This window comes from Streptomyces sp. NPDC056224, from assembly GCF_042267665.1.
GTDB lineage: Bacteria > Actinomycetota > Actinomycetes > Streptomycetales > Streptomycetaceae > Streptomyces.
Genome location: NZ_JBHJTK010000018.1, coordinates 1 through 23,223, shown reverse-complemented (window position 1 = coordinate 23,223; position 23,223 = coordinate 1). Strand labels below are relative to the sequence as shown.

Genomic DNA, 23,223 nt, shown 5'->3' with positions numbered 1-23,223 from the left:
GGGTGCGGGGCTGGGGCTGGGCGCGGGTCACCTGAGTGACGCGGGGCGCCCCCAGCCGAGCGAGGTCTTGATGCGCTCGATCGCCTCGGGGAACCGCTCTTCCCGGGGTGGTGGCAGGTACGGCTTGAGGAGCTTGCCGAGGTGCAGGCCGAAGATCTCGGCACGGATCTCCGCCGGATCCTCGTGATCGGCCCGTGCGGCGGCCTGACGGATCACGGTGCTCAGCCCGGTGCCGGAGCGGAGCAGCCCGGCGAGGTCGCCGTGGCCTGCGGTGAGCCGCGCGGCCACCGCCATGCCCGGCCCGTGGCTGTCGCAGGTGCCCTCGTCCACGTGCCACAGCTCGTGGCAGGCGATGACGAGCTGGTGCCCGGGACGGGTCCGCTCCTCGATGACGAGCAGGTCGCGGTCGTCCAACTCCAGCCACAGCCCGCTGGCCGTGTCGGGCGGGAAGGGGGCGAAGCGGAAGTCGACCTTCCGCCCGCCGCCGCGGCGGCGGGCGTAGGCGGCGCACAGAGCTCCGATGATCCCGGTGGCCTCGGCCGGGGCGGAAAGGCGCGCGTCCGCGAGCAGCTCGCCGGCGAGCCCGCGCATCGCCCGTGTGATCCTCATACGGCTCCCCGCCCGGCGGTGTGGCCCCCGGCTGCCGGTTCCCCGCTGTCGCGGTCGGCCCCCGCGGCCCCCGGACGGCCGAGCTGCCCTTCCCGGGCGAGCAGGTCGTCCAGGTGGTCGGCGAGCGACTTCCAGCCCCGCGGGGAGAGCCGGCCCGCCCGCGCGACGATGTTCCGTACGTCGTGCGCCCGCATCACGGCCAGCATGGGGTTCTCCTGCTGCTGCCCCGCCGGCTCCAGTTCGCGCTCGACCGCCGCGAGGGCGGTGGCGAGCGCCTCGGTGTCGTCGGCCAGCAGGAAGCCGCCCTCGACCCCGTAGAAGCGCTGGATGCCGGCGGCCGCGGCGAGGTTCGGCAGGCCCTCGCCCTGCGCGAGGCGGGTCAGTGACTGGCCCGACGCGTCGAAGGACTTGGCGATGGCGGAGAGGGAGTGGGGCTGCCCGTCCTCCCGCAGCCGGGTGCGGCGCAGGTGCTCGAACCGCTGGTGCACCTGCTCCTTGAGGGGAAGCCGGGGCGGCCTGCCGTCGAGGGTGAGCCGGATGGCCTGGGTGGTCATGCCGGTGAGGTGGGAGAGGTGCTCCAGGTCGCCCGGGCCGTCGGAGGTGAGGGCGAGGGCCCGCTCCACCGCGCTCTTGCTGTCGGCCAGCAGGAAGCCGGCGTGGACGCCGAAGAAGCGCTGCACACCGGCCGCGTGGCCGAGCCGGGGAAGCCCGGTGCCCGCGTTGAGGGGGCCCAGGGAGGCGCCGGGCGCGTCGAAGTCGGCGGCGATGGCGGCGAGCGACCACTCCCGGCCGTGCTTGTCGCGGCGGGTGGAGCGCAGTCGCAGGAAGCGGCGGTGGACGCGCTGTTCGAGGGGTTCCTCGGCGGCCGTGCCCGCAACCACCGAGGGAATGCGGGCCGGTTCGACGCCGGACAGATGACTCAGTCGCCGGGTGGCCAGTATCTGGGCGGGGTCCTGCCCGCGCCGCTCCGACAGCTCCTCCACGCGCCTCCAGAGCGCGGCGAGATCGGGTCGGGGAGCGGCTCGCACCGGCTGATTCTCCGTAAGTCGACAAGACGTTCGAGTGGGCGGGGCTGGGTGAAGCCTATCCGGCAGCCCCCTGCCGAACCAGGGGAAACCCAACGTTTCCTGTCGTACGGCTCAAAGAAGGTGGGCATGACGTCCGAGGTAATCGACCCCCCGAAAAGGGCCCGGCACAGTGGGGTCATCGGGTTCCGGAGCCGCGCACTCGGCGCCGGAACCCGTCTCCCACCAGGCCGTTCGACCTCGACGGAGGCTGATCCCCCATGTCCGCGACCCTGCCCGGCGGCATCACCCGGACCACCGCGCCGCAGACCGCGCTGCGCCGCTTCCTCGCCCTCGACTCCGTGGTCACCACAGGCAACGGGCTCGCGTACGTCGCCTTCTCCGCCCCGCTGGGACGGCTGCTCGGCGTCGGCCAGGACCTGCTGCCGGCGCTCGGCGTCCTGCTCGTGCTGTACGGCGCGGCGGTCGGCCGGCTCGCCTCGCGGCGCCGGCCGCCCGCCCTCCCGGTGAAGGCGGTCATCGCGGCGAACTACGCCTGGGCCGCCCTGAGCCTGGTGTCCCTGGCCGCCTGGTTCGCGCCCACCACCGCGGGGCTGGTGTGGATCCCGGTACAGGCCGCCACCGTGGCCGCGTTCGCGGTGTGCCAGCAGTTCGCCCTGCGCTCAGTCGGCGAGTGAGCGCAGGTACTTCACCGTCGCCGGGTCGGCCGGGAGCATCGTCTCGATGGCCAGCTCGGCGACGGTCACGTCCATCGGCGTGTTGAAGGTCGCGATGGACGACACGAAGGACAGCAGGTGGCCGTCGTGCTCGATGACGAGGGGAAGCGCGATGTACGGGACGGGCTCGTGCGGTCCGCCGTCGCCGGGGCGCCCGGCCACCGGGTAGGAGGCCACCTCCTCGTACAGCGCGCGGAGCGGCTCGGACCGGGCCAGCGCGATCTGGCGCTCCATCTGGGCCAGCAGGTGCCCGCGCCACTCCTTGAGGTTGTGGATCCTCGAGGCCAGTCCTTCGGGGTGCAGGGTGATCCGCATGGCGTTCAGGGGCGGGGTCAGCAGGTGTTCCGGCAGGCCGTCCAGCAGCATCGCGATGCCCCGGTTGGCGGCGACGACGTCGTACGTGGCGTCCACGACCAGCGCGGGGTAGGGCTCGTACCCCGTGAGTAGCCGCGAAATGCCCTCGCGCAGCGTCTCCATCGAGGGATCGTCCAGTGCGGTCTGCGCGTAGTGGGGTGCGTAACCCGCCGCCAGCAAAAGGGCGTTGCGCTCCCGCACCGGCACGTCGAGGCGGTCTGCGAGCCGCAGCACCATCTCCTCGCTCGGCCGGGACCGCCCGTTCTCGATGAAGCTGATGTGCCGGGACGAGGAGTCGGCGCGGCCCGCCAGCTCCAGCTGGCTGATGCCGCGCCGCCGCCGCCATGTACGGAGCAGGGCGCCGACCGTGGGAGTCGTGGTGGTCATGCGCACGACGTTAGCCCAGGCGGGTCACCCCAGGTCGAAGACGTTCCGCAGCCCGAGACGGTAGCGCCACAGGTCGTGACGCCTGGCCGGCTCGAACTCCGGCGCCCGGTACAGCGGCCGGATCGCACACCGGTCCGCCGTCGAACCGTCCCGGTCCAGCAGGGAGTTGACGGCGGCCCGGGCCGAGGCGTTCGCGCCCTCCATCGTCGCAAGGTCGATGTCGACCGCCACGTAGTCCCCGCTGAGGAAGAAGTTGGGGACGCGGGTGCCCGCGCTCGGCCGGTTGTGGAAGGTGCCGGTCGGGTGGATCAGCAGCTCGTCCTGATTGGTGGGGTTCGGGGTGCCGAGCCCGTCCACGCCCGGGTCCAGGAACCAGGAGTGCAGCGCGGAGTCGCTCAGCAGGGTCCTCCCGGTGTCGTTGAGGGAGGCCTTCAACTGTGCCCACACCTCGCGCGCCACCTCCTCGCGGGTGCACTGCTTGGCCGTCCTGCCGTACAGGATCCCGGGCTTGTCCCACTCCGAGATGTCCACCGAGAGGCAGTCGACGGCGGTTCCGTCGCCGTAGTCGGCGGGGAAGTTCCGGGACGGCCAGTGCTCGGCCTGCTGGATGGCCGTCAACGACCACGGCGAGTCGATGCAGTTGAGGTGGCCGTGCACCAGCGGGGCCCGTTCGGTGAGATAGAACTGGATCCCGGTCATCCAGTCGGTCTTCAGCTCGTCGCAGCGCCGCAGCATCGGATCGGCTGCCCGCAGCGCCGCGCTCCAGGTGCGCCGGGCGTGCTCGACGGGCAGGGCGCTGACGTAGTGGTCGGCGGTGACGCTCTGCCGGGCGCCGGCCGGGTCCAGGACCTCGACCCCGCTCACCCGGCCGCTCCCGTACCGCACCTCCCGCACGGTCCAGCCGATCCTGAACTCCACGCCGAGGGAGCGCAGGTGTGCCTCCCAGGGGTCGATCCAGGCCTCGTTGGTGGGCAGGTCGAGGATCCTGTCCGGCGGGCCGTCCGCGCCGCGGCCCAGCAGGTTGAAGACGAAGGCCTCGCCGAGGGTGCCGACCGTACGGGTCGAGGCCTCCTCGGCCTTGGTGGCCACGATGTTGCGGGTGATGCCGATGGCGAGGATCCGCTGGTACTCGCCCGACATCTGCGCGGCGCGCACGAAGTCCCACCAGGGGGTGTGCTCCCAGACCTCGCTCCGCCGTTCGTCGCAGCTGGTGAGGAAGACGAGCATGCGGTTGACGAAGTACGCCGTCTCGTGCGGCGGGAGCCGGACCAGCGACTGCAGGATCCCGGTGAGGGCGCGCCCGAGCTCGTCGGGCGTCAGCTCGGCGGGGGAGTGCTCCGGCCAGGGGATGGGCGCGCGCATGTCCTCACGGCCGCCCGCCCGGGCGAACATCATCTCGCGCGGGGCGACGAGGTTGTCCCACACGCCGTTCGCGTTCCCGGGGAAGGGGATGCGCCGCATGGTGTCGGGCAGGTTGTGGTAGATGCCGGGGATGAAGCGGAAGCCGTGTTCGGCGGGCAGCGGCCGGCGGGCACCGCGGGCGCTGCCGGGCACGTCCATGCTGCGGGCCTTGCCGCCGAGCGCCCGGCGTTCGTACACGGTGACGGCGTAGCCGCGCTCGGCGAGTTCGTGGGCCGCGGTCAGCCCGGCCACCCCGCCGCCGAGGACGGCGACGCGTCTGCCGTTCGGCGGGGTCGCGGCGGCCGCTGCCGCCGCCGGGGCGGCCATGGCCCCGGCTGCCGCCAGGGTGCCGGCGGTGGCCGCCGCGCCCGCGCCCGCGATGAACGTACGCCTGGAACTGCCTGTGCCCGCCATGGCGATGCCGCCCCTTCGTTCCCGTTGTTACCGCTGGTAACGGTGACGTCCGGCGCAGGAGCATAGGGGGGCCCGGGCGGGTACGGAAGGCGCGGAGAGTACCCGGGCGCACTATGGCGCGAAAGGTTCGTCCCGGCCGCACTGTGGGAACCTTGACTGCACGTCACGGGGAAATCCGCGCGGAAAAGGAGCCGGTGCATGCCGAGTGAGCCGCTGTCGCAGAAGGAGATCGAGGACCGGTTGCGGGAACTCCCCGGCTGGGCCTTCGAGGACGACCGCATTTTCCGCACCTACCGGCTGGGCTCGCACTTCGCGGCGAGCGCCCTGGTCAGCCACATCGCCAGCGTCCAGGAGGAGTTGAACCACCACTCCGACCTGACCCTCGGCTACAACACGGTGCGCCTGTCGGTGAACAGTCACGATGCCGGCGGCGTCGTGACGGCGAACGACTTCGAACTCGCCGAACGCGTCGAGTCCCTCGCCCCGGCGCACGGCGCGAACTGATGCCGGCGCCGCGCCCCCCGCTCGACCACGACGCGGAGGCCGAGGCCCAAGACGCCACCCGCGGCGGCGTCCCCGTGTCGGGTCCGCCGCCGCGGTACGGCTACACGGCTACGCCGGCTCCAGGCGCCACCACTGCGACGCGGAGTCGGTGTCCTCGCCCTGCCGGGCCCGGCCCTCCGCGTCGGTCTCCAGCAGCAGGCCGCTGATGCACGCGACCAGCGACACCACGCCGGGGTCGTCGAGGTGCTCCTCGACGATCCACTCCTGCGCGCCGAAGGCGTTGGCCCGCCACACCTGCACCCTGGCGCCGCTGTCCGTCGAGGCGTTCGCGACGTCGAGGCGGCGGTCGTTGTCCTCGCTCACCACGTGGAAGATCCCGCCGCCGCTGTGGACCGGCGAGATCCGCCACCGGCGGGCGGCCGCGGGCGCGGGCGGCCCGTCGGGGCCGACCCGCACCCGGGAGGCGCCCTCCAGTTGAAGCACCAGCCCACTGTCGACGTTGCGGATCCGATAGACCCCGTCGGGAACGTTCACGCGTACGGCTCTCCCGGTTCTCTCGGTTCTCCCCTGCCCTCCCGGCTCCCTCAGACGTCGAAGACGGCCGGGTCCGGACCGATCCGGCGGCCCGCCGGGCCCGCGCCCAGAGCGTCCAGCGCGGCGATGTCGGCGGCGTCCAGCTCGAAGCCGAAGACGTCCGCGTTCTCCCGGATGCGCGCCGGGGTCACGGACTTCGGGATCACGATGTTCCCGTGCTGCAGGTGCCAGCGCAGCACCACCTGCGCGGCGCTGCGGCCGTGCTTGGCGGCGATCCCGGCCACCGTCGGGAGCGTCAGCAGCTCCTTGCCCTGGCCCAGCGGGGACCAGGCCTCGGTGGCGATCCCGCGCTGCGCGTGCAGCGCGCGCAGCTCTCCCTGCGGGAACAGCGGGTGCAGCTCGATCTGGTTCACCGCCGGGACCAGCGTGCTCGCCGCGGCGAGCCGTTCCAGGTCCGCCGGCCGGAAGTTCGACACGCCGACCGCCTTGGCCCGGCCGCTCGCTGCGATCTCCTCGAACGTCTTCCAGATGGAGACGAAGTCGTCGCGCATCGGGCGCGGCCAGTGGATCAGGTACAGGTCGACGTAGTCGAGGCCCAGCCTGTTCAGCGAGTCGTCGAAGGCGCGCAGCACCTCGCCGCGGCCCCACGTGCGCGACGGGCCGTTCCACAGCTTGGTGGTGACGAACAGTTCCCCGCGCGCCACCCCGGAGGCGGCGAGCGCCTTGCCGGTGCCGGCCTCGTTGCCGTATACGGCCGCCGTGTCGATGCTGCGGTAGCCCGCCTCCAGCGCGGCCCCGACGGTCCGCTCCGCCTCCGCGTCCGGCACTTGCCAGACCCCGAATCCGAGCTGGGGCATGAGCGTGCCGTTGTTGAGCTTGACGGTGGGGATGGGGGGGACCTGGCTCACGTCTGGATCGTTCCCTCGGGTCGGCGGTACCGCGTCGTACGAGGGGCCACAACCGGCCCCCCGTACGAGGTATTCCCGTCGGCCGGGCATGATTCACAGCGTGTCGGGAGAGGTCCCGAGATAGGCCTCCCGGACGAGCGGGTCCGCCCGGACCTCGGCCGCCGTGCCCTCGGCGAGGACCGTCCCGAGGTCCAGTACGACCACCCGTGCGCACAGGTCCATCACGAAGGACACGTCGTGCTCGACCAGCAGCACCGCGCAGCCCTCCTCGCGCGCCAGTCGCCGCACGACCGCCGCGAGCCGTTCGCGCTCGGGGGCCGACATGCCGGACGCCGGTTCGTCCAGCAGCAGCACCCGCGGCGGATCGGCCACCGCACGGGCCAGCTCCACCATCCGCGCCTGCCCGACCGGCAGCCCGCCGGCGTACGAGGCCCCGAGCGCGCCGATCCCGCAGCCGGCCAGCACCCGCTCGCCCCGCTCCCGGCGTTCGCGCTCCCGGGCCCGACGGGCGGGGAAGGCGAGGAGATCGGCGGCGAGGCCGCCCCCGCCGCCCCGCCACTCCTGCGCCACCAGCACGTTGTCGGCGACGCTGAGCTGGCCGAACAGCTGCTGGCGCTGGAAGGTCCGGCGCATCCCGTGCCGGGCCCGCCAGACGGGGGACCGGCGGGTGATGTCCACGCCGTCCAGCAGCATCCGCCCCCGGTCCGGCCGCCGGATCCCGGACAGGACGTCGAACAGCGTGGTCTTCCCGGCCCCGTTCGGCCCGATCAGCCCGCACACCTCGCCCGCCCGGATCCCGAGGTCCACCCCGGTCAGGGCCCTGACACCGCCGAACCGCACGCTGATGCCGCTCGCCCGGAGCACGTACCCGCCGCCGCTCAAGTCGCCGTCCCCAGATAGGCCTCGGTGAGCCGGTCCGCCTCCGCCTCGGCCCGCGGGCCGCACCAGGACACCCGGCCCCGGGAGAGACAGGCGACGGTGTCGGCGATCCCGAGGACGTCGGCCGCCTTCTCCTCCACCAGCAGCAGCGCGCTTCCGGCGTCGCGGAGCTCGGTGAGCAGCGCGTACACCTCCTCGACCACGCGCGGGGCCAGCCCGAGCGAGGGCTCGTCGGCTATCAGCACCCGGGGCGGCCGCTGCAGCAGCGGCGCCAGGGCCAGCATCTGCTGCTCGCCGCCGGACAGGGCCCCGGCGGCCACCCCGCGCCGCTCGCCGAGGCGCGGGAACCGGTCGTAGACCGCGGCCCGGGCGTCGGCCTCCCGCAGGTACAGGGCCAAGTTCTCCTCGATGGTGAGCGAGGGGAAGATCCCCCGCCCCTCGGGGGCGAGCAGCACCCCGGCCCGGGACCGTCGCACGGCCCCGTCACGGGTCGCGTCCCGCCCGCGTACGAGGACCCGGCCGCCGGCCGCGGCCAGCGACCCGGCGGCCACCCGGCAGGCAGTGCTCTTCCCGGCGCCGTTGGGCCCGAGCACGGCGAGGATCTCCCCGGCGCGCACCGCCAGGTCCACTCCGTGGAGCACGAGCCCCCCGTCGTATCCGGCGGTCACGGACCGCAGCTCCAGTGCGGGCACGGACGCGGGCCGTGTGGCCGGGGCGGGCCCTGCGGGGCTCTCCCCCACCCCGCCCTTTCGCCGTTTCCCGGGGCTCCGTCCCTGACCCCGCGCCTCAAACGCCGGCGAGGCTGAGAGATGCCGCTGCGCGGCATGTTCAGCCCGCGCGGCGTTTGAGCGCACCGGGCGCGCCGTGTCCGACGGGGGACCGACGGCCGAGCCGCCGGTCCCGGGAACGGGCGGGGTGGGCGAGAGCCCCGCGGGGACCCGGGCCCGCCGCCGGGCGAGCCGCACCGGCACGGCCGCGCAGTACCCGTCCGGATCGTTGGCCAACGCCAGCCCCGCAAGGCCGAAGAGGATCACCGGCAGGTGGGTCGAGGACGTCACGTGGTCCGACAGCAGCCGCGGGGCGACCGCGAACACCAGCCCCGCCACCACCGCGTACTGCGGCCGCCTGACACCCGCCGCCACCACGACCGCCAGCCACACGAGTCCCGTCATCGCCGTGAAGTCCGTCGCCGTGATACGGGTGTTGAACGACGCGTACATCACGCCGCCGAACCCGGCCAGCCCCGCCGACAGCGTGAAGAGGAGCAGCTTCGTCCGCAGCACGGACACGCCGGAGGCCATCGCGGCCGCCGGGGCCGACCGTACGGCCAGCATCGCCCGCCCCGACGGGGAGCCGCGCAGCGCGCTCAGCCCGGCGGCCACCACGGCGACCAGGACCACCAGGGCCACCCCCAGCGCCCGGTCGTCGGACAGGTCCACCGGACCGAACACCGGCCGCGGGACCGGCCATCCGGAGTCCCCGTTCCGCAGCCACCGCAGCTGGAACAGCACCTGGTCGGCCAGGAACGCCAGCGCCAGCGTGGCCAGGGCCAGCAGGCGCCCGCCGAGCCGCAGCGCCGGCAGCGCGACCAGCGCCCCCAGCAGGGCGGCGGCGCACGTGCCCACCGCCAGCGCCGCCACGAACGGCCAGCCCCGGCTCATCAGCAGCCCGGCCACCAGCGCGGCCCCCGTCACGAACGTGCCCTGGGCCAGCGAGACCATCGCCCCCAGCCCGGTCACCACGGTGAAGGACATGAACACCAGCGCGACGGCCAGCCCCTGGGCCAGCAGCCCGCTCCAGAACGGCGTGGTCACGGTGTAGAACGCCACGCACAACAGCCCGGCGCCGCCTGCCCACACGCCCCACCGCCGCCCCCAGGAGGCCCCGGCCAGATGGTCCACCGGCGGTTCGTCGACCGCCGCGACACCCGCCGTCCGCGCCCGCCGGGTCAGCACCAGCAGGCCCCCGAACAGGATCAGGAACGGCACCGCCGTACGGAACCCGGTCACGCCCTCGGCGAAGGACGCGTACCCGGCCACCAGGTTCTGCAGCACGCCGAGCCCCAGCCCGCCAGCGAAGGCGAGCGGCACCGACGCGAACCGCCCGATGGCCGCCGCCGTCGCCGAGACGAAGAGGAACAGGGTGAAGTCGTGCGCGGACAGCCCGAGCAGCGGCGTCGCCAGCACCCCCGCCAGCCCGGCCAGCGCCGAAGCGATCATCCAGGCCACCGACGACAGCCGGTCCGCGCTGATCCCGCGCAGCTCGGTCAGCGAGCGGTTGTCGACGGCCGCCCGCAGCCGCAGTCCCAGCCGGGTGTGCCGCATCAGCACCCACAGGGCCACCGCCACCACGGCCGTCACCACCCAGGTGATCAGCTGGTCGGAATCGATGCCGACGCCCTCGGCGAGCTGCCAGGAGGTGGCCGGGCTCGGCCCCACGCCCGGCAGCCCGAACTGGTTCTCGGCGGGTTTCACCGGCGCCCCCGCGTCCGCCAGCAGCTCCACGGTCCACAGCCCGGCGGCCGGCAGGGCGACGAGCAGCCCGATCGTCGCCACGATCTGCGCCGTCTCGCCGACCCGCGCGAGCCGCCGGAACATCAGCCGGTCCAGCCCCCAGCCGAGACCGGGCGCAAGGACGCACACGACCAGCAGCGCCGCCGCGGCGGCAGGCCAGCCCAGGCCCGAGTGCAACTCGTAGAAGGCGAGCGCGCACAGGTAGGCGGTGGCCCCGTGCGCGAAGTTGAACAGCCCGGACGCCGAGTACGACAGCACCAGCCCGGTGGCGAGCAGTGCGTACAGAGCGCCGGAGACCAGACCGCTCAGCATGAAGACGAGCAGATCTCCCATCCCGTCCCCCGATTCCTACGTGAAGGGGACGGGTTCGTAGCACTTGAACGGGACGGCGACCTCGTACGTGCCGTTCCTGAGCCGTACGAGCGCCCCGCAGCCGAAGCTGTCCTTCTGTCCCTTGGGCTCCGCCCGGTCGCCGACGAGCGTGCCGGTGTCGGAGAAGCTCTGGGCGGCCTCCTGGAAGGACTCGACGGTCATGTCGGTGCCCGCCTTCCGCGCGATGGACACGAACAGGTCGGCCGCCATGTACCCGGTCATCATGTGCATGCTGAGCGGTACGTCCTGGCCCCCCGCCGCGGCCCTGATGTCGGCCTTGAACTGGGCCATCGTCGGGCTGTCCGACTCGAAGGGCTCGAACTGCAGGAGTACGTACACCCCGTCGAGCGCCTGCCTGGTGGCGTCCTTCGCGAGCAGCCCCGGGTCGTAGTCGGTGGGATCGGAGAGCAGCCCCTTGTAGCCGCTGCGCTTGAGCGCCGTGAACAGCCCGATGTTGTTGGGGGTCTGCATGACGGAGACCACGGCGTCCGGCGCCTTGCCGCCGTTGCTCTCCAGGATCTCCTTCACGTACGCGGACCAGTCGCTCGGCACGGCGGTGGCGGGTACGGAGGCCTTGGCGTAGGAGACCGTGAAACCGGCGCCGGCGAAGCCCTGCCGGAAGGTCCGGATGCCGAACTTCCCGGCGTCGCTGTCGTTCGCGATGACCGCGACGGACTTGCCCCGGGCCCCGCCGAGGACCGCGGCGATGCCCTCGGGCCAGGTCTGGTTGAGGGTGCCGCCGGGCGTGGGGACCAGACAGCCGTTGAAGCCGTAGATGTGCTTGGGCCCGCAGAAGGAGGGCAGTGTGCCCCAGCCGAAGGTGGGGACCTTCTCCTGCTCCAGGAAGTCGGCGCCCGAGAAGGTCACCGAGCTCATCGGGGCGACCGCGAAGACCTTGTCCTGCTGGACGAGCTTGCGGGCGGCCGCCATGTTCTTCGCGGGGTCCTGGCCGTCGTCCTGCGCGCCGAGGTAGTCGATCCTGCGACCGTTGACGCCTCCCTCGGCGTTGGCCCTCAGGTACCGGGCCCTGGCGCCGAGATCGGTGTCCTTCTTGCTGTATCCGCTCGCGCTGGTCATCGACACGATGCCGCCGACCTTGACCGAGTCGGCGGTCAGCCCGCGACGGTTCCCGGGCTTTTCCCCCGCCCTGCCGCTGTCATTGCCGTTCGTGGAGGCGGAGTTGCAGGCGGAGACGAGCGCGAGGGCCGCCGCCGCGACGGCCAGGGTGCGGATCGGTCGCAACATCCAGGGATCCCCTCCGGTCGGAATCCCCGCATTCTGTGGGCGATCTGACGGATCGTCAATATTTTTGACGAGCTGGAGTGACGAACCGTCAGGTGTGGCCGGAGGGGGCCCGCTCACGTGTGGTAGAGGGCCGCGACCTCCGTCGCGTACGCCTTCTCGATCGCCCGGCGCTTGAGTTTCAGGGACGGGGTCAGCAGCCCCCGCTCCTCCGTGAACTGCTCGCCGAGCACCCGGAAGGTGCGGATCGCCTCCGCCTGCGAGACGAGGGTGTTGGCGGCGACCACCGCCCGGCGGACCTCCGCCGCCAGGTCCGCGTCGCCCACCAGGTCCGCCGCAGGCCGCTGCGCCAGGCCGCGCATGGACAGCCAGTGGGCGATCCCCTCCGTGTCCAGGGTGATCAGGGCCGCGATGTACGGCCGGTCGTTGCCCACCAGCACGCACTGCGACACCAGCGGATGCGAGCGGACCCGCTCCTCCAGCGCGGCCGGCTGGACGCTCTTGCCGTTGGAGGTCACCAGGATCTCCTTCTTGCGGCCGGTGATGGTGAGGTAGCCGTCCTCGTCCAGCCGCCCCAGGTCCCCGGTCGCCAGCCATCCGCCGCGCAGGACAGCGTCCGTGGCGGGCGGGTCGTTGAGGTACCCGGCGAAGACGTGGCCGCCGTGCAGCCATACCTCCCCGTCGTCCGCGATGTGCACCGTGCCGCCGGGGATCGGCGGGCCCACCGTGCCGAACTTCGTCGCCCCCGGTGGATTCGCGGTGGCCGCCGCGGACGACTCGGTCAGGCCGTACCCCTCGAAGATCGTGATCCCGGCGCCGTCGAAGAACAGCCCGAGGCGGCGCGACATCGCGGACCCGCCCGACATGGCGTGCCGTACCCGGCCGCCCATCGCCTCGCGGACCTTGCCGTACACGAGCTTCTCGAAGAGCTGGTGCTCCATCCGCAGCCCGGCCGACGGGCCCGGGCCGATGCCGAAGCCCTTCTCCTCGCGCGCCTCCGCGTACCGCACGGCCGTCTCCACCGCCCGGTCGAAGGCGCCCGCACGCCCCTCCGCCTCGGCCTTGCGGCGCGCGCCCGCGAAGACCTTCTCGAAGACGTACGGGACCCCGAGCACGAAGGTCGGCCGGAACGAGGCCAGGTCCGGCAGCAGCTCGGCCGCCGCCATGACGGGCTGGTGCCCCAGCTTGACCCGGGCGCGGACGGCGGCCACCTCCACCATCCGCCCGAAGACGTGCGCCAGCGGCAGGAAGAGCAGGGTGGACGGCTGTTCGCCGGGGCCCGTCTGGAAGACGGACTCCCAGCGGCTCGCCATGGTGTCGGCCTCGAACATGAAATTGCCGTGGGTCAGGACGCAGCCCTTGGGGCGGCCGGTGGTCCCCGAGGTGTAGATGACGGTGGCGACCGCGTCCGGGGTGACGGCTCCGCGGTGGCGGTGCACGACGTCCTCGGCGACCCCGCGGCCGTCGGCGACGAGGCCGTCCACGGCCCCCGCGTCGAGCTGCCACAGCAGGCGCAGCAGGGGAAGCCGGTCGATGACCGAACCCACCGTCATGGCCTGGTCCTCGTTCTCGACGACGCACGCCGTGCACGCGGAATCGGCCAGGATCCAGAGCACCTGCTCGGCGGAGGAGGTCGGGTAGACGGGGACCGGCTGGGCGCCGATCGCCCACAGGGCGAAATCGAAGAGGGTCCACTCGTACCGGGTACGGGACATGACGGCGACCCGGTCGCCGAACCGTACGCCCTGGGCCAGCAGGCCCTTGGCGAGCGCGAGCACCTCGGCCGCGAGCTCGGCGGAGGTCACGTCCCGCCAGACCCCTCCGGTCTTGCGGCCGAGCACCACCCGGTCCGGTTCCTCGCGCGCATGCCGGAAGACGACGTCGGCCAGACCGCCGACGGGTGCGTCGGTGACGACGGGTGGGACGGTGATCTCGCGCAAGGGTCCCGCTCCTCTCCGTGCGGCGCGGCGACGCTACCCCACGTCACAGGGCAGTTGATCAGCCCGCGGATACCTCCACAAGACCTCCCCAGCGCCGCTCTCGCGGGCCGGGCGGCGGTCAGGCCGTGCGGCTGAGGCGGTCCGCACCCGAGAGGACGGCCGCGGCCAGCGCCTCGGCGGGAGCCGAGGCCCTGGCCCCGCGCAGGAGCGCGAACTCGACCGGCCCGAGCTCCGGCAGCCCGCCGACCCGGACCAGGCCCGGCGGGATCAGCCCCCGGGTGTGCGCCATCACGCCCAGCCCGGCCCGGGCCGCCGCGATCAGACCGCTCAGGCTGCCGCTCGTACAGGCGATCCGCCACGCCCGCCCGTCGCGCTCCAGCACCTCCAGCGCCCGGGCCCGGGTGATCCCCGGCGGCGGGAAGACGATCAGCGGAACCGGGCGCTCTGGATCCACCCGCAGTCCCTCCGCCCCGATCCACACCATCCGGTCCCGCCACACCAGGCGCCCCCGTTCGTCCCCCGGCCCCCGCCGTTTCGCCAGCACCAGGTCCAGGCGTCCCGCGTCCAGCCGCTCGTGCAGCGTCCCCGAGAGCTCCACCGACAGCTCCAGGTCCACCTCGGGATGCTGGTGCCGGAACCCCTCCAGGATCTCCGGCAGCCGCGTCAGCACGAAGTCCTCCGACGCCCCGAAGCGCAGCCGCCCCCGCAGCCGGGTCCCCGTGAAGAAGGCCGCCGCCCGTTCGTGCGCCTCCAGGATCGTGCGCGCGAAGCCCAGCAGCGCCTCACCGTCCTCCGTCAGCTCCACGCTGTGCGTGTCCCGGACGAACAGCGGCCGCCCCGTCGCCTCCTCCAGCCGCCGTACGTGCTGGCTGACGGTGGACTGCCGCACGCCGAGCCGCCCGGCGGCCTGGGTGAAACTCAGCGTCTGGGCCACCGTGAGGAACGTGCGCAGCTGGACGGGGTCGTACATGCCGCCCATGCTAGCGGCGCTCATCGAGAAGCGTGATGACAGTGAGTGCGGTGTACGGGTTTCCCGATCACCGCCCACCGCCGACCATGAACGAGTGAGCACCCTGCACCTGCGCCGTCGGCGGCTCCTCGCCCGGCTGCCCGTCGACCCGTACGTCGTGGCCCTCCTCGGCACCGCCGGCCTCGCCGCCGTGCTCCCCGCCCGCGGCCCGGCCGCGACCGTCGCCGACGGCGCCTCCACCGCGGCCGTGGCCCTGCTTTTTTTCCTCTACGGGGCCAGGCTCTCCACCCGCGAGGCCCTCGACGGCCTGCGCCACTGGCGGCTGCACCTCACCGTGCTCGTCTGCACCTTCCTCCTCTTCCCCCTCCTCGGCCTCGCCGCCCGGGCGCTCGTCCCCGCCCTCCTCACACCCCCGCTCTACAGCGGCCTGCTCTTCCTCTGCCTGGTCCCCTCGACCATCCAGTCCTCCATCGCCTTCACCTCGATCGCCCGTGGCAACGTCCCGGCCGCCATCTGCGCCGGCTCCTTCTCCAGCCTCGCGGGCATCCTCCTCACCCCGGTACTCGCCGCGGCCCTGCTCGGGAGCGGCACGGGGGGCTTCCGCGCCGACTCCCTCCTCAGGATCGTTCTCCAGCTCCTGCTGCCCTTCCTCCTCGGACAGCTCCTGCGCCGCTGGACCGCCGGCTTCCTCGTGCGCAACAAGCAGGTGCTGGGCCACGTCGACCGCGGCTCGATCCTGCTCGTCGTCTACGCCGCCTTCAGCGCGGGCACGGCCGCCGGCATCTGGCACCGCGTGAGCCTCCCGCACCTCGGCGCCCTGCTGGCGGTGGAGGTCGCACTGCTCGCCGTGATGCTCCTCGTCAGCTGGTACGGGGCAGGGCGCCTCGGCTTCGGCCGTGCGGACCGCATCGCCATCCAGTTCGCCGGGTCGAAGAAGAGCCTCGCCGCCGGACTCCCCATGGCCAGCGTGCTGTTCGGGGCCCAGGCCGGCCTCGCGGTGCTCCCGCTCATGCTGTTCCACCAGATGCAGCTCATGGTCTGCGCGGTCCTCGCCCGCCACCGCGCCGCCCGGCCGGAGCCGACCGGACGGGGCGAACTCCCCGCCGACCGTGTGGCGGAGGTCTCGCCGACGGCCAGGCACCCGTCGGCGCAAGCCCGTTAACGTTCGGTGGTGACCTGGATACGCCCGCTCGCCGCCCACGCCGAACGCCCCTGCACCCTGGTGGTCTGCCGCGGCTGCTGCTGCGGCGACCCCCGAAAGAACCCCGGCTCGGACCACGCCGGCCAGCTCGCCCGGCTGCGCGAGGCCGCCGCCGCATCCGGGGGCCGCCTCGCCGTCCGTACGAGCGACTGCCTCGGGCCCTGCGCCCAGGCCAACGTCATCGTGGTCCAGCCCACCACCGAGGCCCGCCGCCGCGGCGCCCGCGCCGCCTGGTTCGGGTGGGCCCTGGACGACACCGCGACCGACGAGATCATCGCCTGGGCCGAATCCGGCGGCCCGGGCACGACCCCGGTCCCGCCCACCCTGGACCTCCACCGCATCGACCCGCCCGAACCCAAGCCGGCCCCGAATCCCACCCGCCGCGGCCGCCGCGTGCGCTAGGCCTTTGCGATGCACGGCACCAGGCGCCGCGGGCCGCGCTCTCGGAGCGCCCGGCGCTCCGTTCGAAACCCACCCTGGATGATCGATTCCAAGAGGTCGGTCAGCTGCTCCTCATGCTCGCGACGACGGTCTGGCCCCCACTCCACTGTGTGAGGCCCACGGAAGGCAGCCCGCCGTCGGTCAGTGCGGCCGCAGCCCGTCGAAGACCACGTCGAAGATCCGCTGCCGGGCCGCCGGGTCTGCTCCGAGGTGTTCCATCGCCGTACCGGTGCCGGCCAACAGGGCGATCAGTTCCGGCAGGCCGAGCTCCGGGCGGACGGCTCCGGCCCGCTGTGCCCCGTCCAGCAGCTTGGCCAGCTGTGCCTGGATCACCTCGCTGGACTCCCGCAGGGCCGCGTGCGCGTCCACGTCGGCTGCGGCGAGTGCCTGGACGAACTCGTTCTTCCCCGCAGACTGTTCGATCACCAGGCGGAAGCAGGCGCAGAATGCGTCGGCGGGCTCCAGTTCGGCGGCCAGCTGCGCGGTTTGCGCGGCGATCGTCTCCAGCCTGCGCACCATCACGGCCCCCAGCAGCGTTTCCTTGGTCGGGAAGTGCCGGAAGAGCGTGCCGACTCCGACCCCGGCGGCACGGGCGATCTCTTCGGTCGGCACGCCGACGCCGCGGGTGGTGAACACCTCCGTGGCGACCTCCAGCAGCCTGGCCCGGTTACGGGCCGCGTCCGCCCGCAGCGGGCGCTCCTTGGCACCGCTCATCCCTTTCACCCTTCCCCGCCGGCCGCAGAGCCTCGCTGGACAACCGGAGTGGCCAGTCCGTATTGTCGAAAGCGGACTCGCCAGTCCGATTCTAGCGACGGACTCCACCGGAGGTCGACCATGTCCGAAACGCTGTCACCGGCCGAGGCTTTCGCGAAGCTGCTCGAAGGCATCGCCGCAGGCCGTTACTCCGAATTGGCCGGGCTCTACGCCGAGGACGCCGTGGTGGAGACCGTCTTCGAGCCGGTCGGGCCGCGCCGCACCGAGGGGCGGGCCGCACTCGCGGAACGGTTCGCGCAGGTCGCCGCAGGCAGTCCGGTGGAGCTGACCCCGGCGAACGTGGTGATCCGGGAGACCGGTGACCCCGAGCTGATCGTCGCCGAATGGGACTACCAGGTGCACCACCGGCCGACCGGGCGGACCTTCGAGTCCGCCAACATTCAGGTGTTGAGGGTCCGCGACGGCCTGATCGTCCACAGCAGGGACTTTCACGATCACCTGGCCCTCATCGCGGCCAGTGGCGCCCTGCAGCAGCTGGTGGCGGCACTGGACGGCAAGTAACGCGAGTGCAGGGCCGCAGGCCGCGGGTTTCCAGGGGTCTCGGCCGCGGCGCGTTCGCCGGCGGCGGGCTCGGTCGGGTCCTCTGCGAGGGCGCCCTCGTTCCTTGCCCGCGGCCCCCGACCGGAACCGATCGGCCAGTGCCGTGCCGGGGGCCGCGACCCGGTGGACCCTGCCGGTCACGGCACTAGCGGGTGATCCGCTCCTCGCCCGCGTAGATGTTCATGTCCGGGCCCCGCAGGAAGCCGACCAGGGTGAGCCCCGAGTCCAGCGCCAGGTCCACCGCGAGCGAGGACGGCGCCGAGACCGCCGCCAGGACCGGGATGCCCGCCATCACGGCCTTCTGGGCCAGCTCGAAGGAGGCCCGGCCGGACACCAGCAGGACCGCTCCGGCCAGCGGGAGCCGGCCCGCCTGGAGTGCCCGGCCGACGATCTTGTCCACCGCGTTGTGCCGGCCCACGTCCTCCCGTACGTCTACCAGCTCGCCGTCCGCCGTGAACAGCCCGGCCGCGTGCAGCCCGCCCGTGCGGTCGAAGACCTTCTGGGCCGCGCGCAGCCGGTCCGGCAGCTCGCCGAGGAGGTCCGCGGAGATCCGTACCGGGTCGGCGGCCGTCCCCGGGAAGCGGGTCGCCGTACGGACCGCGTCCAGGCTGGCCTTGCCGCACAGGCCGCACGAGGAGGTGGTGTAGACGTTGCGCTCCAGCGTGATGTCCGGCACCGGGACCCCGGCGGCCAGCTGCACGTTGACCACGTTGTACGTGTTCGACCCGTCCTCCGTCGTGCCCTCGCAGTAGGTGACGGCCTGGACGTCCGCCGCGGAGGCGAGCACGCCCTCGCTCACCAGGAAGCCCACCGCCAGGGCGAAGTCGTCGCCCGGGGTCCGCATCGTGATCGCCAGCGGCTTGCCGTTCAGGCGTATCTCCAGCGGCTCCTCGGCGACCAGCGTGTCCGGACGGACCCCGGCCACGCCGTTGCGGATCCGGACGACGCGACGGCGTTCGGTGACCCGTCCCATGGTGATCAGCCCACCCCTTCAGTGCTTGTCCCGCGTCCGTCCGGATCCGGGATGCGTCCGGCCGTATCCGGCCGCATCCGACAACTTCATTGTCGCGGTTCCGCCTCCCGCGGCTTCCCCGGGCAGGTGGATCCTCGGGAATCTCCAAATTCCGGTGCCGGAATCCTGTCGGGTCACACGCACCCGTACCCATCGGTAGCAGGCAAAGCTGGGTGATCCTGCACTTCCGTACAAAGGGGGACCCCGCCCATGACCGGTTCACGCGTGGTGGCGCTAGGGCACTACCAGCCCGCGAGAGTGCTCACCAACGAGGACCTCGCGGCCATGGTCGACACCACGGACGAGTGGATCCGGTCCCGGGTCGGCATCAAGACGCGCCACATCGCGGGGCCGGACGAACCGGTCGACGAGCTGGCCTTCCAGGCCGCGGGCAAGGCCCTGGCCGGCGCCGGTCTGACCCCGGACGACATCGACCTCGTCCTGGTCGCCACCTCCACCGCGATCGACCGCTCGCCCAACACGGCCGCCCGGGTGGCCGCCAAGCTGGGCATGGGCGGCAGCCCCGCCGTGATGGACCTCAACGTCGTCTGCTCGGGCTTCACGCACGCCCTGGCCACCGCGGACCACGCGATCCGGGCCGGCTCCGCCACCCGCGCCCTGGTCATCGGCGCCGACAAGATGGCCGAGATCACCGACTGGAGCGACCGCACCACCTGCGTGCTCACCGGTGACGGCGCGGGCGCGGCCGTGGTCGAGGCCAGCGAGGAGCCGGGCATCGGGCCGGTGCTGTGGGGTTCGGTCCCCGAGATGGGCAACGCCGTCCGGATCGAGGGCTCGCCGCCGGTCTTTGCACAGGAGGGCCAGTCCGTCTACCGCTGGACCACCAGCCAGCTCCCGCCGCTCGCCCGCAAGGTGTGCGAGAAGGCCGGGGTGCTCCCGGAGGAGCTGGCCGCGGTCGTCCTGCACCAGGCGAACCTGCGGATCATCGAGCCGCTCGCCGCCAAGATCGGCGCCGTCAACGCGGTCGTCGCCCGTGACGTCGTCGACTCCGGCAACACCTCGGCGGCCAGCATCCCGATGGCCCTGTCCAAGCTGGTCCAGCGCGGCGAGATCCCCACCGGCGCGCCCGTCCTGCTCTTCGGCTTCGGCGGCAACCTCTCCTACGCGGGCCAGGTCATCCACTGCCCGTGACCCCGGCGGCGCGTGCCCGACGCGTACCCGACGGCCGGTCGGTTAAGTGGTCGGAGCCCCGCCGATCCTTTGCTATTGTTGTCCATGTCGCCGCGGGAAACCGGGGCCGACCACCTGGTCCGGGTGGCGGAATGGCAGACGCGCTAGCTTGAGGTGCTAGTGCCCTTTATCGGGCGTGGGGGTTCAAGTCCCCCCTCGGACACAAATCGGCGAGGGCCGTGACTCCCAGGAGTCGCGGCCCTCGCCGTTTGCGTTGCCCGCGGGACGGTGCGGGTCTCCCGTCGCAACCGCCGGTGGCCGGATCCGGATCTGCGGCATCATGGGCTCGGAACGGGCCGGGGGGAGCAACGTGTCGCAGGACGAACCACGCAACAGCATCGCGATCGTCGGGCGGTACCGGCTTGAGAAGCGGCTGGGCAGGGGAGGCATGGGCACCGTCTGGCGCGCCCGGGACGAACTGCTCGGACGCTCCGTCGCCGTCAAGGAGCTCCACGTGGGCGACGGTACGCAGTCCGCCGGCGCCCTGCGTGAGGCGCGTACGGTGGCGCAGATCAAGCACCCGCACGTCGTCGTGGTCCACGACGTCGTGGAGCAGGACGGCCACCCGTACATCGTCATGGAACTCGTCGAGGGCGGCTCGCTCGCCGACCGGCTCGCCGCCGACGGCCCGCTGGACCACGGCGGGACCGCCCGCACGGGGCTCGCCCTGCTCGGCGCACTGAGCGCGGCACACGCCCGCGGCGTGCTCCACCGGGACATCAAGCCGGCCAACGTGCTCATGGAGGCGGGAACCGGCCGGGTGGTGCTCACCGACTTCGGCATCGCCCGCCTCGCCGGGTCCACCACCATCAGTGAGACCGGCGCCTTCATCGGCTCACCCGAGTACACCTCGCCCGAACGCATGCAGGGCGCCGCCGCCGGCCCCGCATCCGACCTGTGGTCCCTCGGTGTGCTGCTGTGCGCCGCCTTGACCGGCGAGTCGCCCTTCCACCGGGATTCCCTCGGCGGAGTCCTGCACGCCGTCGTGTACGGCGAGATCCGGCCGCCGGCACAGGCGGGGCCGCTGCTGCCGCTGATCGAGGGCCTCCTGGAACGCGACCCGGAGCGGCGGCTGGGGGCGGCGGAAGCCGAGCGGCTGCTGTCGGCGTACGTGACCACCGGCGCCGTCCCGCTCCCGGCCCGGCCCACCGGCCCGAACCCGCCGCCGGGGACCCGCACCGAGGCCCCGACCACTCCGCACCCGCCCGGCTACTCGCCGACCGAGCGCGTCGGCCCGCCTGCCGACCGCGCGCCGGCGCGGGCCGGGAGGCTGCGACCGTCCGTCCGCCTCGGGCTGCTCGCGGCCCTCGTCGTGGCGGCCGTCGCCGGCGGCGTGACCGCGACATCGCTGCTCGGCGGCCGTACGGACGACCGGGCGCAGGGGCCGGCGCGGAGCGTCCCCGCGACCACCGCCTCACCGGCCCCCGGCCCGCACGCCACGGCCTCACCCGCCACCGACACGGCCGTCGCACAGTCCCCGGCCGCGACGCCCGCGCCCGGCAGCGGCGTGGCCGCCAAGCCCGTGCCCCCCGGGTACCGGACCGTCACCGACGTGCAGGGCTTCTCCCTCGCCGTGCCGAAGGACTTCCAGCGCGCCACCGACGACCAGCGGGTCTTCTACATCTCCGCGGACGGGGCGATCCGGATCGGCATCAAGGTGAAGCCCTCGGCGGCCGGCGGCCCGCTCGCCACGATGCGGCTCTCCGACGCCGAGGGTCCGGCCACCAACCCCGGGTTCCGCGCCAACTCGGTCGTCCCGACGACGCACAACGGACTGCCCGCCGCACTGTGGGAGTTCACCTGGGACGGCTTCACCCGCGCCGAGGGCGCCCGGCACACCTTCGACCTCTGCTGGGACGAGAACGGCCTCTTGTACGACGTCTGGGTGTCCGCTCCCGTCAGCCGGCTCGCCGAGGCCAGGAGCCACTTCGACGCGGCCCTGGACTCCTTCGTCCCCGGCGGACCCTGACCACGGACCCTGACCACGGACCCTGACCACGGGTCCGCACCACGGGTGAGGAGCACAAGCCCGGACCACACGCCCGGCCGTCTCACGTGCGCAGCACCACCAGGCCCCTCGGGGTGGTCAGGGTGCCCGGGGCGACCTGGGTGAACGTGTGGGGGAGGGCCAGGCACGGCTGGCCGGTGTCGGGCAGCGCGTCGAAGAGGTAGGCCGCCGCGGACGTGGTGTCGCTGACCAGATGGGGGCCGCCGGCCGAGCCCGTGGTGTCCGTGAGCGGGGTGCGGAACAGGCGTCGGAGGTGTCGCAGGGTCTCCGGGGTGAGGGGGGCCGCCCGGGTCGGCTGGGGCGGGCGCTGCGGCTCCCGCACCGGCCGTGCGGAGGGTGAAGGGCACGGGGCCTCGGCGGCGGGCCGCTCGGGCTCGGACACGGCCGGGGCAGCCGGTGCGTCCGGGGGGATCGCACCCGTCAGGAGCAGGGCGAGCAGCACCGGAACGGCCTTGCGGCGCAAGGTCTCGGTGGCCGAGTGCAGACGTTGGGCGTGGGTCGCGGGCAGGGAGAGGGCGAGGCTCCCGGCGGCGCCGCCGGTGGCGATCGGGACCGCCGAGCAGACGACCCCGGGCGAGTACTCCAGCAGGTCGAAGACGGGTGCGCCCGGAGCCACCGCGTCCAGCGCGGTGAACAGCGCCCGGCTGTCGGTGATGGTCTGCGGCGTCAGCCGCGCGGGCCGGTAGCGGGCCACGTGGTCGGCCCGGCGGTCGTGGTCGAGCTGGGTCAGCAGGCACTTGCCGACAGCGCTGGCGTGCGCGGCGGCCCGGAAGTCCACCCACTCCTGTACCGGCGGGGTCCCGGGCCCGTCAGCCATCTGCGTGATCCAGACCTCGCCCGCCGCGTACCGGCTCAGGTACACCGCCGCGCCCGCGCTGTCCCGGGCCAGGGCCAGCGTGCGCTCGAGCTGGCCCGCCAGGCCGCCGCCGGGGGCCGCGAGCCGGTCCAGGGCCGGTCCGCGCGCGTACACCCCGGTGCCGGGGCGGTACGCGTACTCCTCCTCGCACAGCATCGACAGCACGGGACCGAGTTCCTCCTCGGTGAGCCCCGACTTCCGCGCGAGCTGGGCGGCCCGCACCCCCAGGGGATGCCGCTCCAGGACCTGTACGACGGCCAGCGCGCGCCGCGCCTCCGACAGGGCCCCGCCGGTCCCGGCCTGGACGACGGTTCCGCGGGCCGCCGCCGTCAGCGCCGGGTGGCGCAGCGGGCCGGGCGTGAGGCGCGGCACGGGAACGGGGACGGGAGCGGGGACGGGAGCGGGGACGGCCGCCGGCGCCGCGGGGACGGC

General features: G+C 73.4%; 21 protein-coding genes and 1 tRNA gene. 8 read left to right on the top strand and 14 right to left on the bottom strand.

Features of this window, described 5'->3' with window-relative positions; translation table 11 throughout:
• Positions 1 to 27 precede the first annotated feature (27 nt).
• Together ACFCZ1_RS21315 and ACFCZ1_RS21310 are read right to left on the bottom strand one after the other, a co-directional pair.
• A complete protein-coding gene (locus tag ACFCZ1_RS21315) occupies positions 28 to 609 on the bottom strand; it encodes a toxin-antitoxin system, toxin component (RefSeq protein ID WP_376679839.1) in 582 nt (193 codons plus the stop codon).
• A complete protein-coding gene (locus ACFCZ1_RS21310) occupies positions 606 to 1,637 on the bottom strand; it encodes a hypothetical protein (RefSeq protein WP_376679838.1) in 1,032 nt (343 codons plus the stop codon). The genes ACFCZ1_RS21315 and ACFCZ1_RS21310 overlap by 4 nt, the downstream gene beginning before the upstream one ends.
• Positions 1,638 to 1,894: 257 nt before the next feature.
• Here ACFCZ1_RS21310 and ACFCZ1_RS21305 point away from each other — a divergent pair, with 257 nt between their 5' ends.
• Positions 1,895 to 2,311, top strand: coding sequence for a hypothetical protein (locus tag ACFCZ1_RS21305; protein WP_376679837.1), 417 nt, complete (start codon positions 1,895 to 1,897; stop codon positions 2,309 to 2,311).
• Here the strand turns inward: ACFCZ1_RS21305 and ACFCZ1_RS21300 are convergent.
• Positions 2,297 to 3,091, bottom strand: a complete 795-nt coding sequence (locus tag ACFCZ1_RS21300) for a helix-turn-helix domain-containing protein (protein ID WP_376679836.1) — start codon at positions 3,089 to 3,091, stop codon at positions 2,297 to 2,299. The genes ACFCZ1_RS21305 and ACFCZ1_RS21300 overlap by 15 nt on opposite strands.
• A 24-nt stretch (positions 3,092 to 3,115) precedes the next feature.
• Positions 3,116 to 4,906, bottom strand: coding sequence for an FAD-dependent oxidoreductase (locus ACFCZ1_RS21295; RefSeq protein ID WP_376679835.1), 1,791 nt, complete (start codon positions 4,904 to 4,906; stop codon positions 3,116 to 3,118).
• Positions 4,907 to 5,104: 198 nt separating this feature from the next.
• Here ACFCZ1_RS21295 and ACFCZ1_RS21290 point away from each other — a divergent pair, with 198 nt between their 5' ends.
• Complete coding sequence (locus ACFCZ1_RS21290) at positions 5,105 to 5,410, top strand: 4a-hydroxytetrahydrobiopterin dehydratase (protein ID WP_376679834.1); 306 nt, start codon at positions 5,105 to 5,107, stop codon at positions 5,408 to 5,410.
• 108 nt (positions 5,411 to 5,518) lie between these two features.
• Here the strand turns inward: ACFCZ1_RS21290 and ACFCZ1_RS21285 are convergent, their stop codons facing one another.
• The 7 genes from ACFCZ1_RS21285 to ACFCZ1_RS21255 form a co-directional block, all read right to left on the bottom strand.
• On the bottom strand, positions 5,519 to 5,944 hold the full coding sequence (locus tag ACFCZ1_RS21285; protein ID WP_376679833.1) for an RICIN domain-containing protein: 426 nt from the start codon (positions 5,942 to 5,944) through the stop codon (positions 5,519 to 5,521).
• Positions 5,945 to 5,994: 50 nt separating this feature from the next.
• Complete coding sequence (locus ACFCZ1_RS21280; RefSeq protein WP_376679931.1) at positions 5,995 to 6,801, bottom strand: aldo/keto reductase; 807 nt, start codon at positions 6,799 to 6,801, stop codon at positions 5,995 to 5,997.
• Between the two features lie 144 nt (positions 6,802 to 6,945).
• On the bottom strand, positions 6,946 to 7,734 hold the full coding sequence (locus ACFCZ1_RS21275) for an ABC transporter ATP-binding protein (RefSeq protein ID WP_376679832.1): 789 nt from the start codon (positions 7,732 to 7,734) through the stop codon (positions 6,946 to 6,948).
• Positions 7,731 to 10,577, bottom strand: coding sequence for an ATP-binding cassette domain-containing protein (locus ACFCZ1_RS21270; RefSeq protein ID WP_376679831.1), 2,847 nt, complete (start codon positions 10,575 to 10,577; stop codon positions 7,731 to 7,733). The genes ACFCZ1_RS21275 and ACFCZ1_RS21270 overlap by 4 nt, the downstream gene beginning before the upstream one ends.
• 15 nt (positions 10,578 to 10,592) lie before the next feature.
• The gene (locus tag ACFCZ1_RS21265; protein ID WP_376679830.1) at positions 10,593 to 11,861 is read right to left on the bottom strand and encodes an ABC transporter substrate-binding protein; all 1,269 of its coding nucleotides are present in this window, start codon (positions 11,859 to 11,861) and stop codon (positions 10,593 to 10,595) included.
• Positions 11,862 to 11,974: 113 nt separating this feature from the next.
• Positions 11,975 to 13,798, bottom strand: coding sequence for an AMP-dependent synthetase/ligase (locus ACFCZ1_RS21260; RefSeq protein WP_376679829.1), 1,824 nt, complete (start codon positions 13,796 to 13,798; stop codon positions 11,975 to 11,977).
• Positions 13,799 to 13,916: 118 nt separating this feature from the next.
• On the bottom strand, positions 13,917 to 14,768 hold the full coding sequence (locus tag ACFCZ1_RS21255; RefSeq protein ID WP_376679930.1) for a LysR substrate-binding domain-containing protein: 852 nt from the start codon (positions 14,766 to 14,768) through the stop codon (positions 13,917 to 13,919).
• Positions 14,769 to 14,871: 103 nt separating this feature from the next.
• On the opposite strand from ACFCZ1_RS21255, the gene ACFCZ1_RS21250 reads away from it, so the two are divergent.
• A complete protein-coding gene (locus tag ACFCZ1_RS21250) occupies positions 14,872 to 15,930 on the top strand; it encodes a bile acid:sodium symporter family protein (RefSeq protein WP_376679929.1) in 1,059 nt (352 codons plus the stop codon).
• A gap of 9 nt (positions 15,931 to 15,939) precedes the next feature.
• Positions 15,940 to 16,371, top strand: a complete 432-nt coding sequence (locus ACFCZ1_RS21245) for a (2Fe-2S) ferredoxin domain-containing protein (protein ID WP_376679828.1) — start codon at positions 15,940 to 15,942, stop codon at positions 16,369 to 16,371.
• Between the two features lie 180 nt (positions 16,372 to 16,551).
• Here the strand turns inward: ACFCZ1_RS21245 and ACFCZ1_RS21240 are convergent, their stop codons facing one another.
• Positions 16,552 to 17,124 (bottom strand): TetR/AcrR family transcriptional regulator, encoded by a 573-nt coding sequence (locus tag ACFCZ1_RS21240; RefSeq protein ID WP_376679827.1) that lies wholly within the window; start codon positions 17,122 to 17,124, stop codon positions 16,552 to 16,554.
• A 120-nt stretch (positions 17,125 to 17,244) separates the two neighbouring features.
• On the opposite strand from ACFCZ1_RS21240, the gene ACFCZ1_RS21235 reads away from it, so the two are divergent.
• Positions 17,245 to 17,685, top strand: coding sequence for a nuclear transport factor 2 family protein (locus ACFCZ1_RS21235; protein ID WP_376679826.1), 441 nt, complete (start codon positions 17,245 to 17,247; stop codon positions 17,683 to 17,685).
• A gap of 184 nt (positions 17,686 to 17,869) precedes the next feature.
• Here the strand turns inward: ACFCZ1_RS21235 and fdhD are convergent, their stop codons facing one another.
• Entirely contained in the window at positions 17,870 to 18,697 is an 828-nt protein-coding gene (gene fdhD / locus ACFCZ1_RS21230; RefSeq protein WP_376679825.1) for a formate dehydrogenase accessory sulfurtransferase FdhD, read from the bottom strand.
• 249 nt (positions 18,698 to 18,946) lie between these two features.
• On the opposite strand from fdhD, the gene ACFCZ1_RS21225 reads away from it, so the two are divergent.
• From ACFCZ1_RS21225 to ACFCZ1_RS21215, 3 genes are all read left to right on the top strand, one after another.
• On the top strand, positions 18,947 to 19,888 hold the full coding sequence (locus ACFCZ1_RS21225) for a beta-ketoacyl-ACP synthase III (RefSeq protein ID WP_376679824.1): 942 nt from the start codon (positions 18,947 to 18,949) through the stop codon (positions 19,886 to 19,888).
• Positions 19,889 to 20,005: 117 nt separating this feature from the next.
• Positions 20,006 to 20,090, top strand: a tRNA-Leu gene (locus tag ACFCZ1_RS21220).
• 225 nt (positions 20,091 to 20,315) lie between these two features.
• On the top strand, positions 20,316 to 21,896 hold the full coding sequence (locus tag ACFCZ1_RS21215) for a protein kinase (protein WP_376679928.1): 1,581 nt from the start codon (positions 20,316 to 20,318) through the stop codon (positions 21,894 to 21,896).
• Between the two features lie 82 nt (positions 21,897 to 21,978).
• Here ACFCZ1_RS21215 and ACFCZ1_RS21210 read toward each other — a convergent pair.
• A partial coding sequence (locus ACFCZ1_RS21210; RefSeq protein ID WP_376679823.1) for an IclR family transcriptional regulator C-terminal domain-containing protein occupies positions 21,979 to 23,223 on the bottom strand: 1,245 nt, incomplete at its 5' end.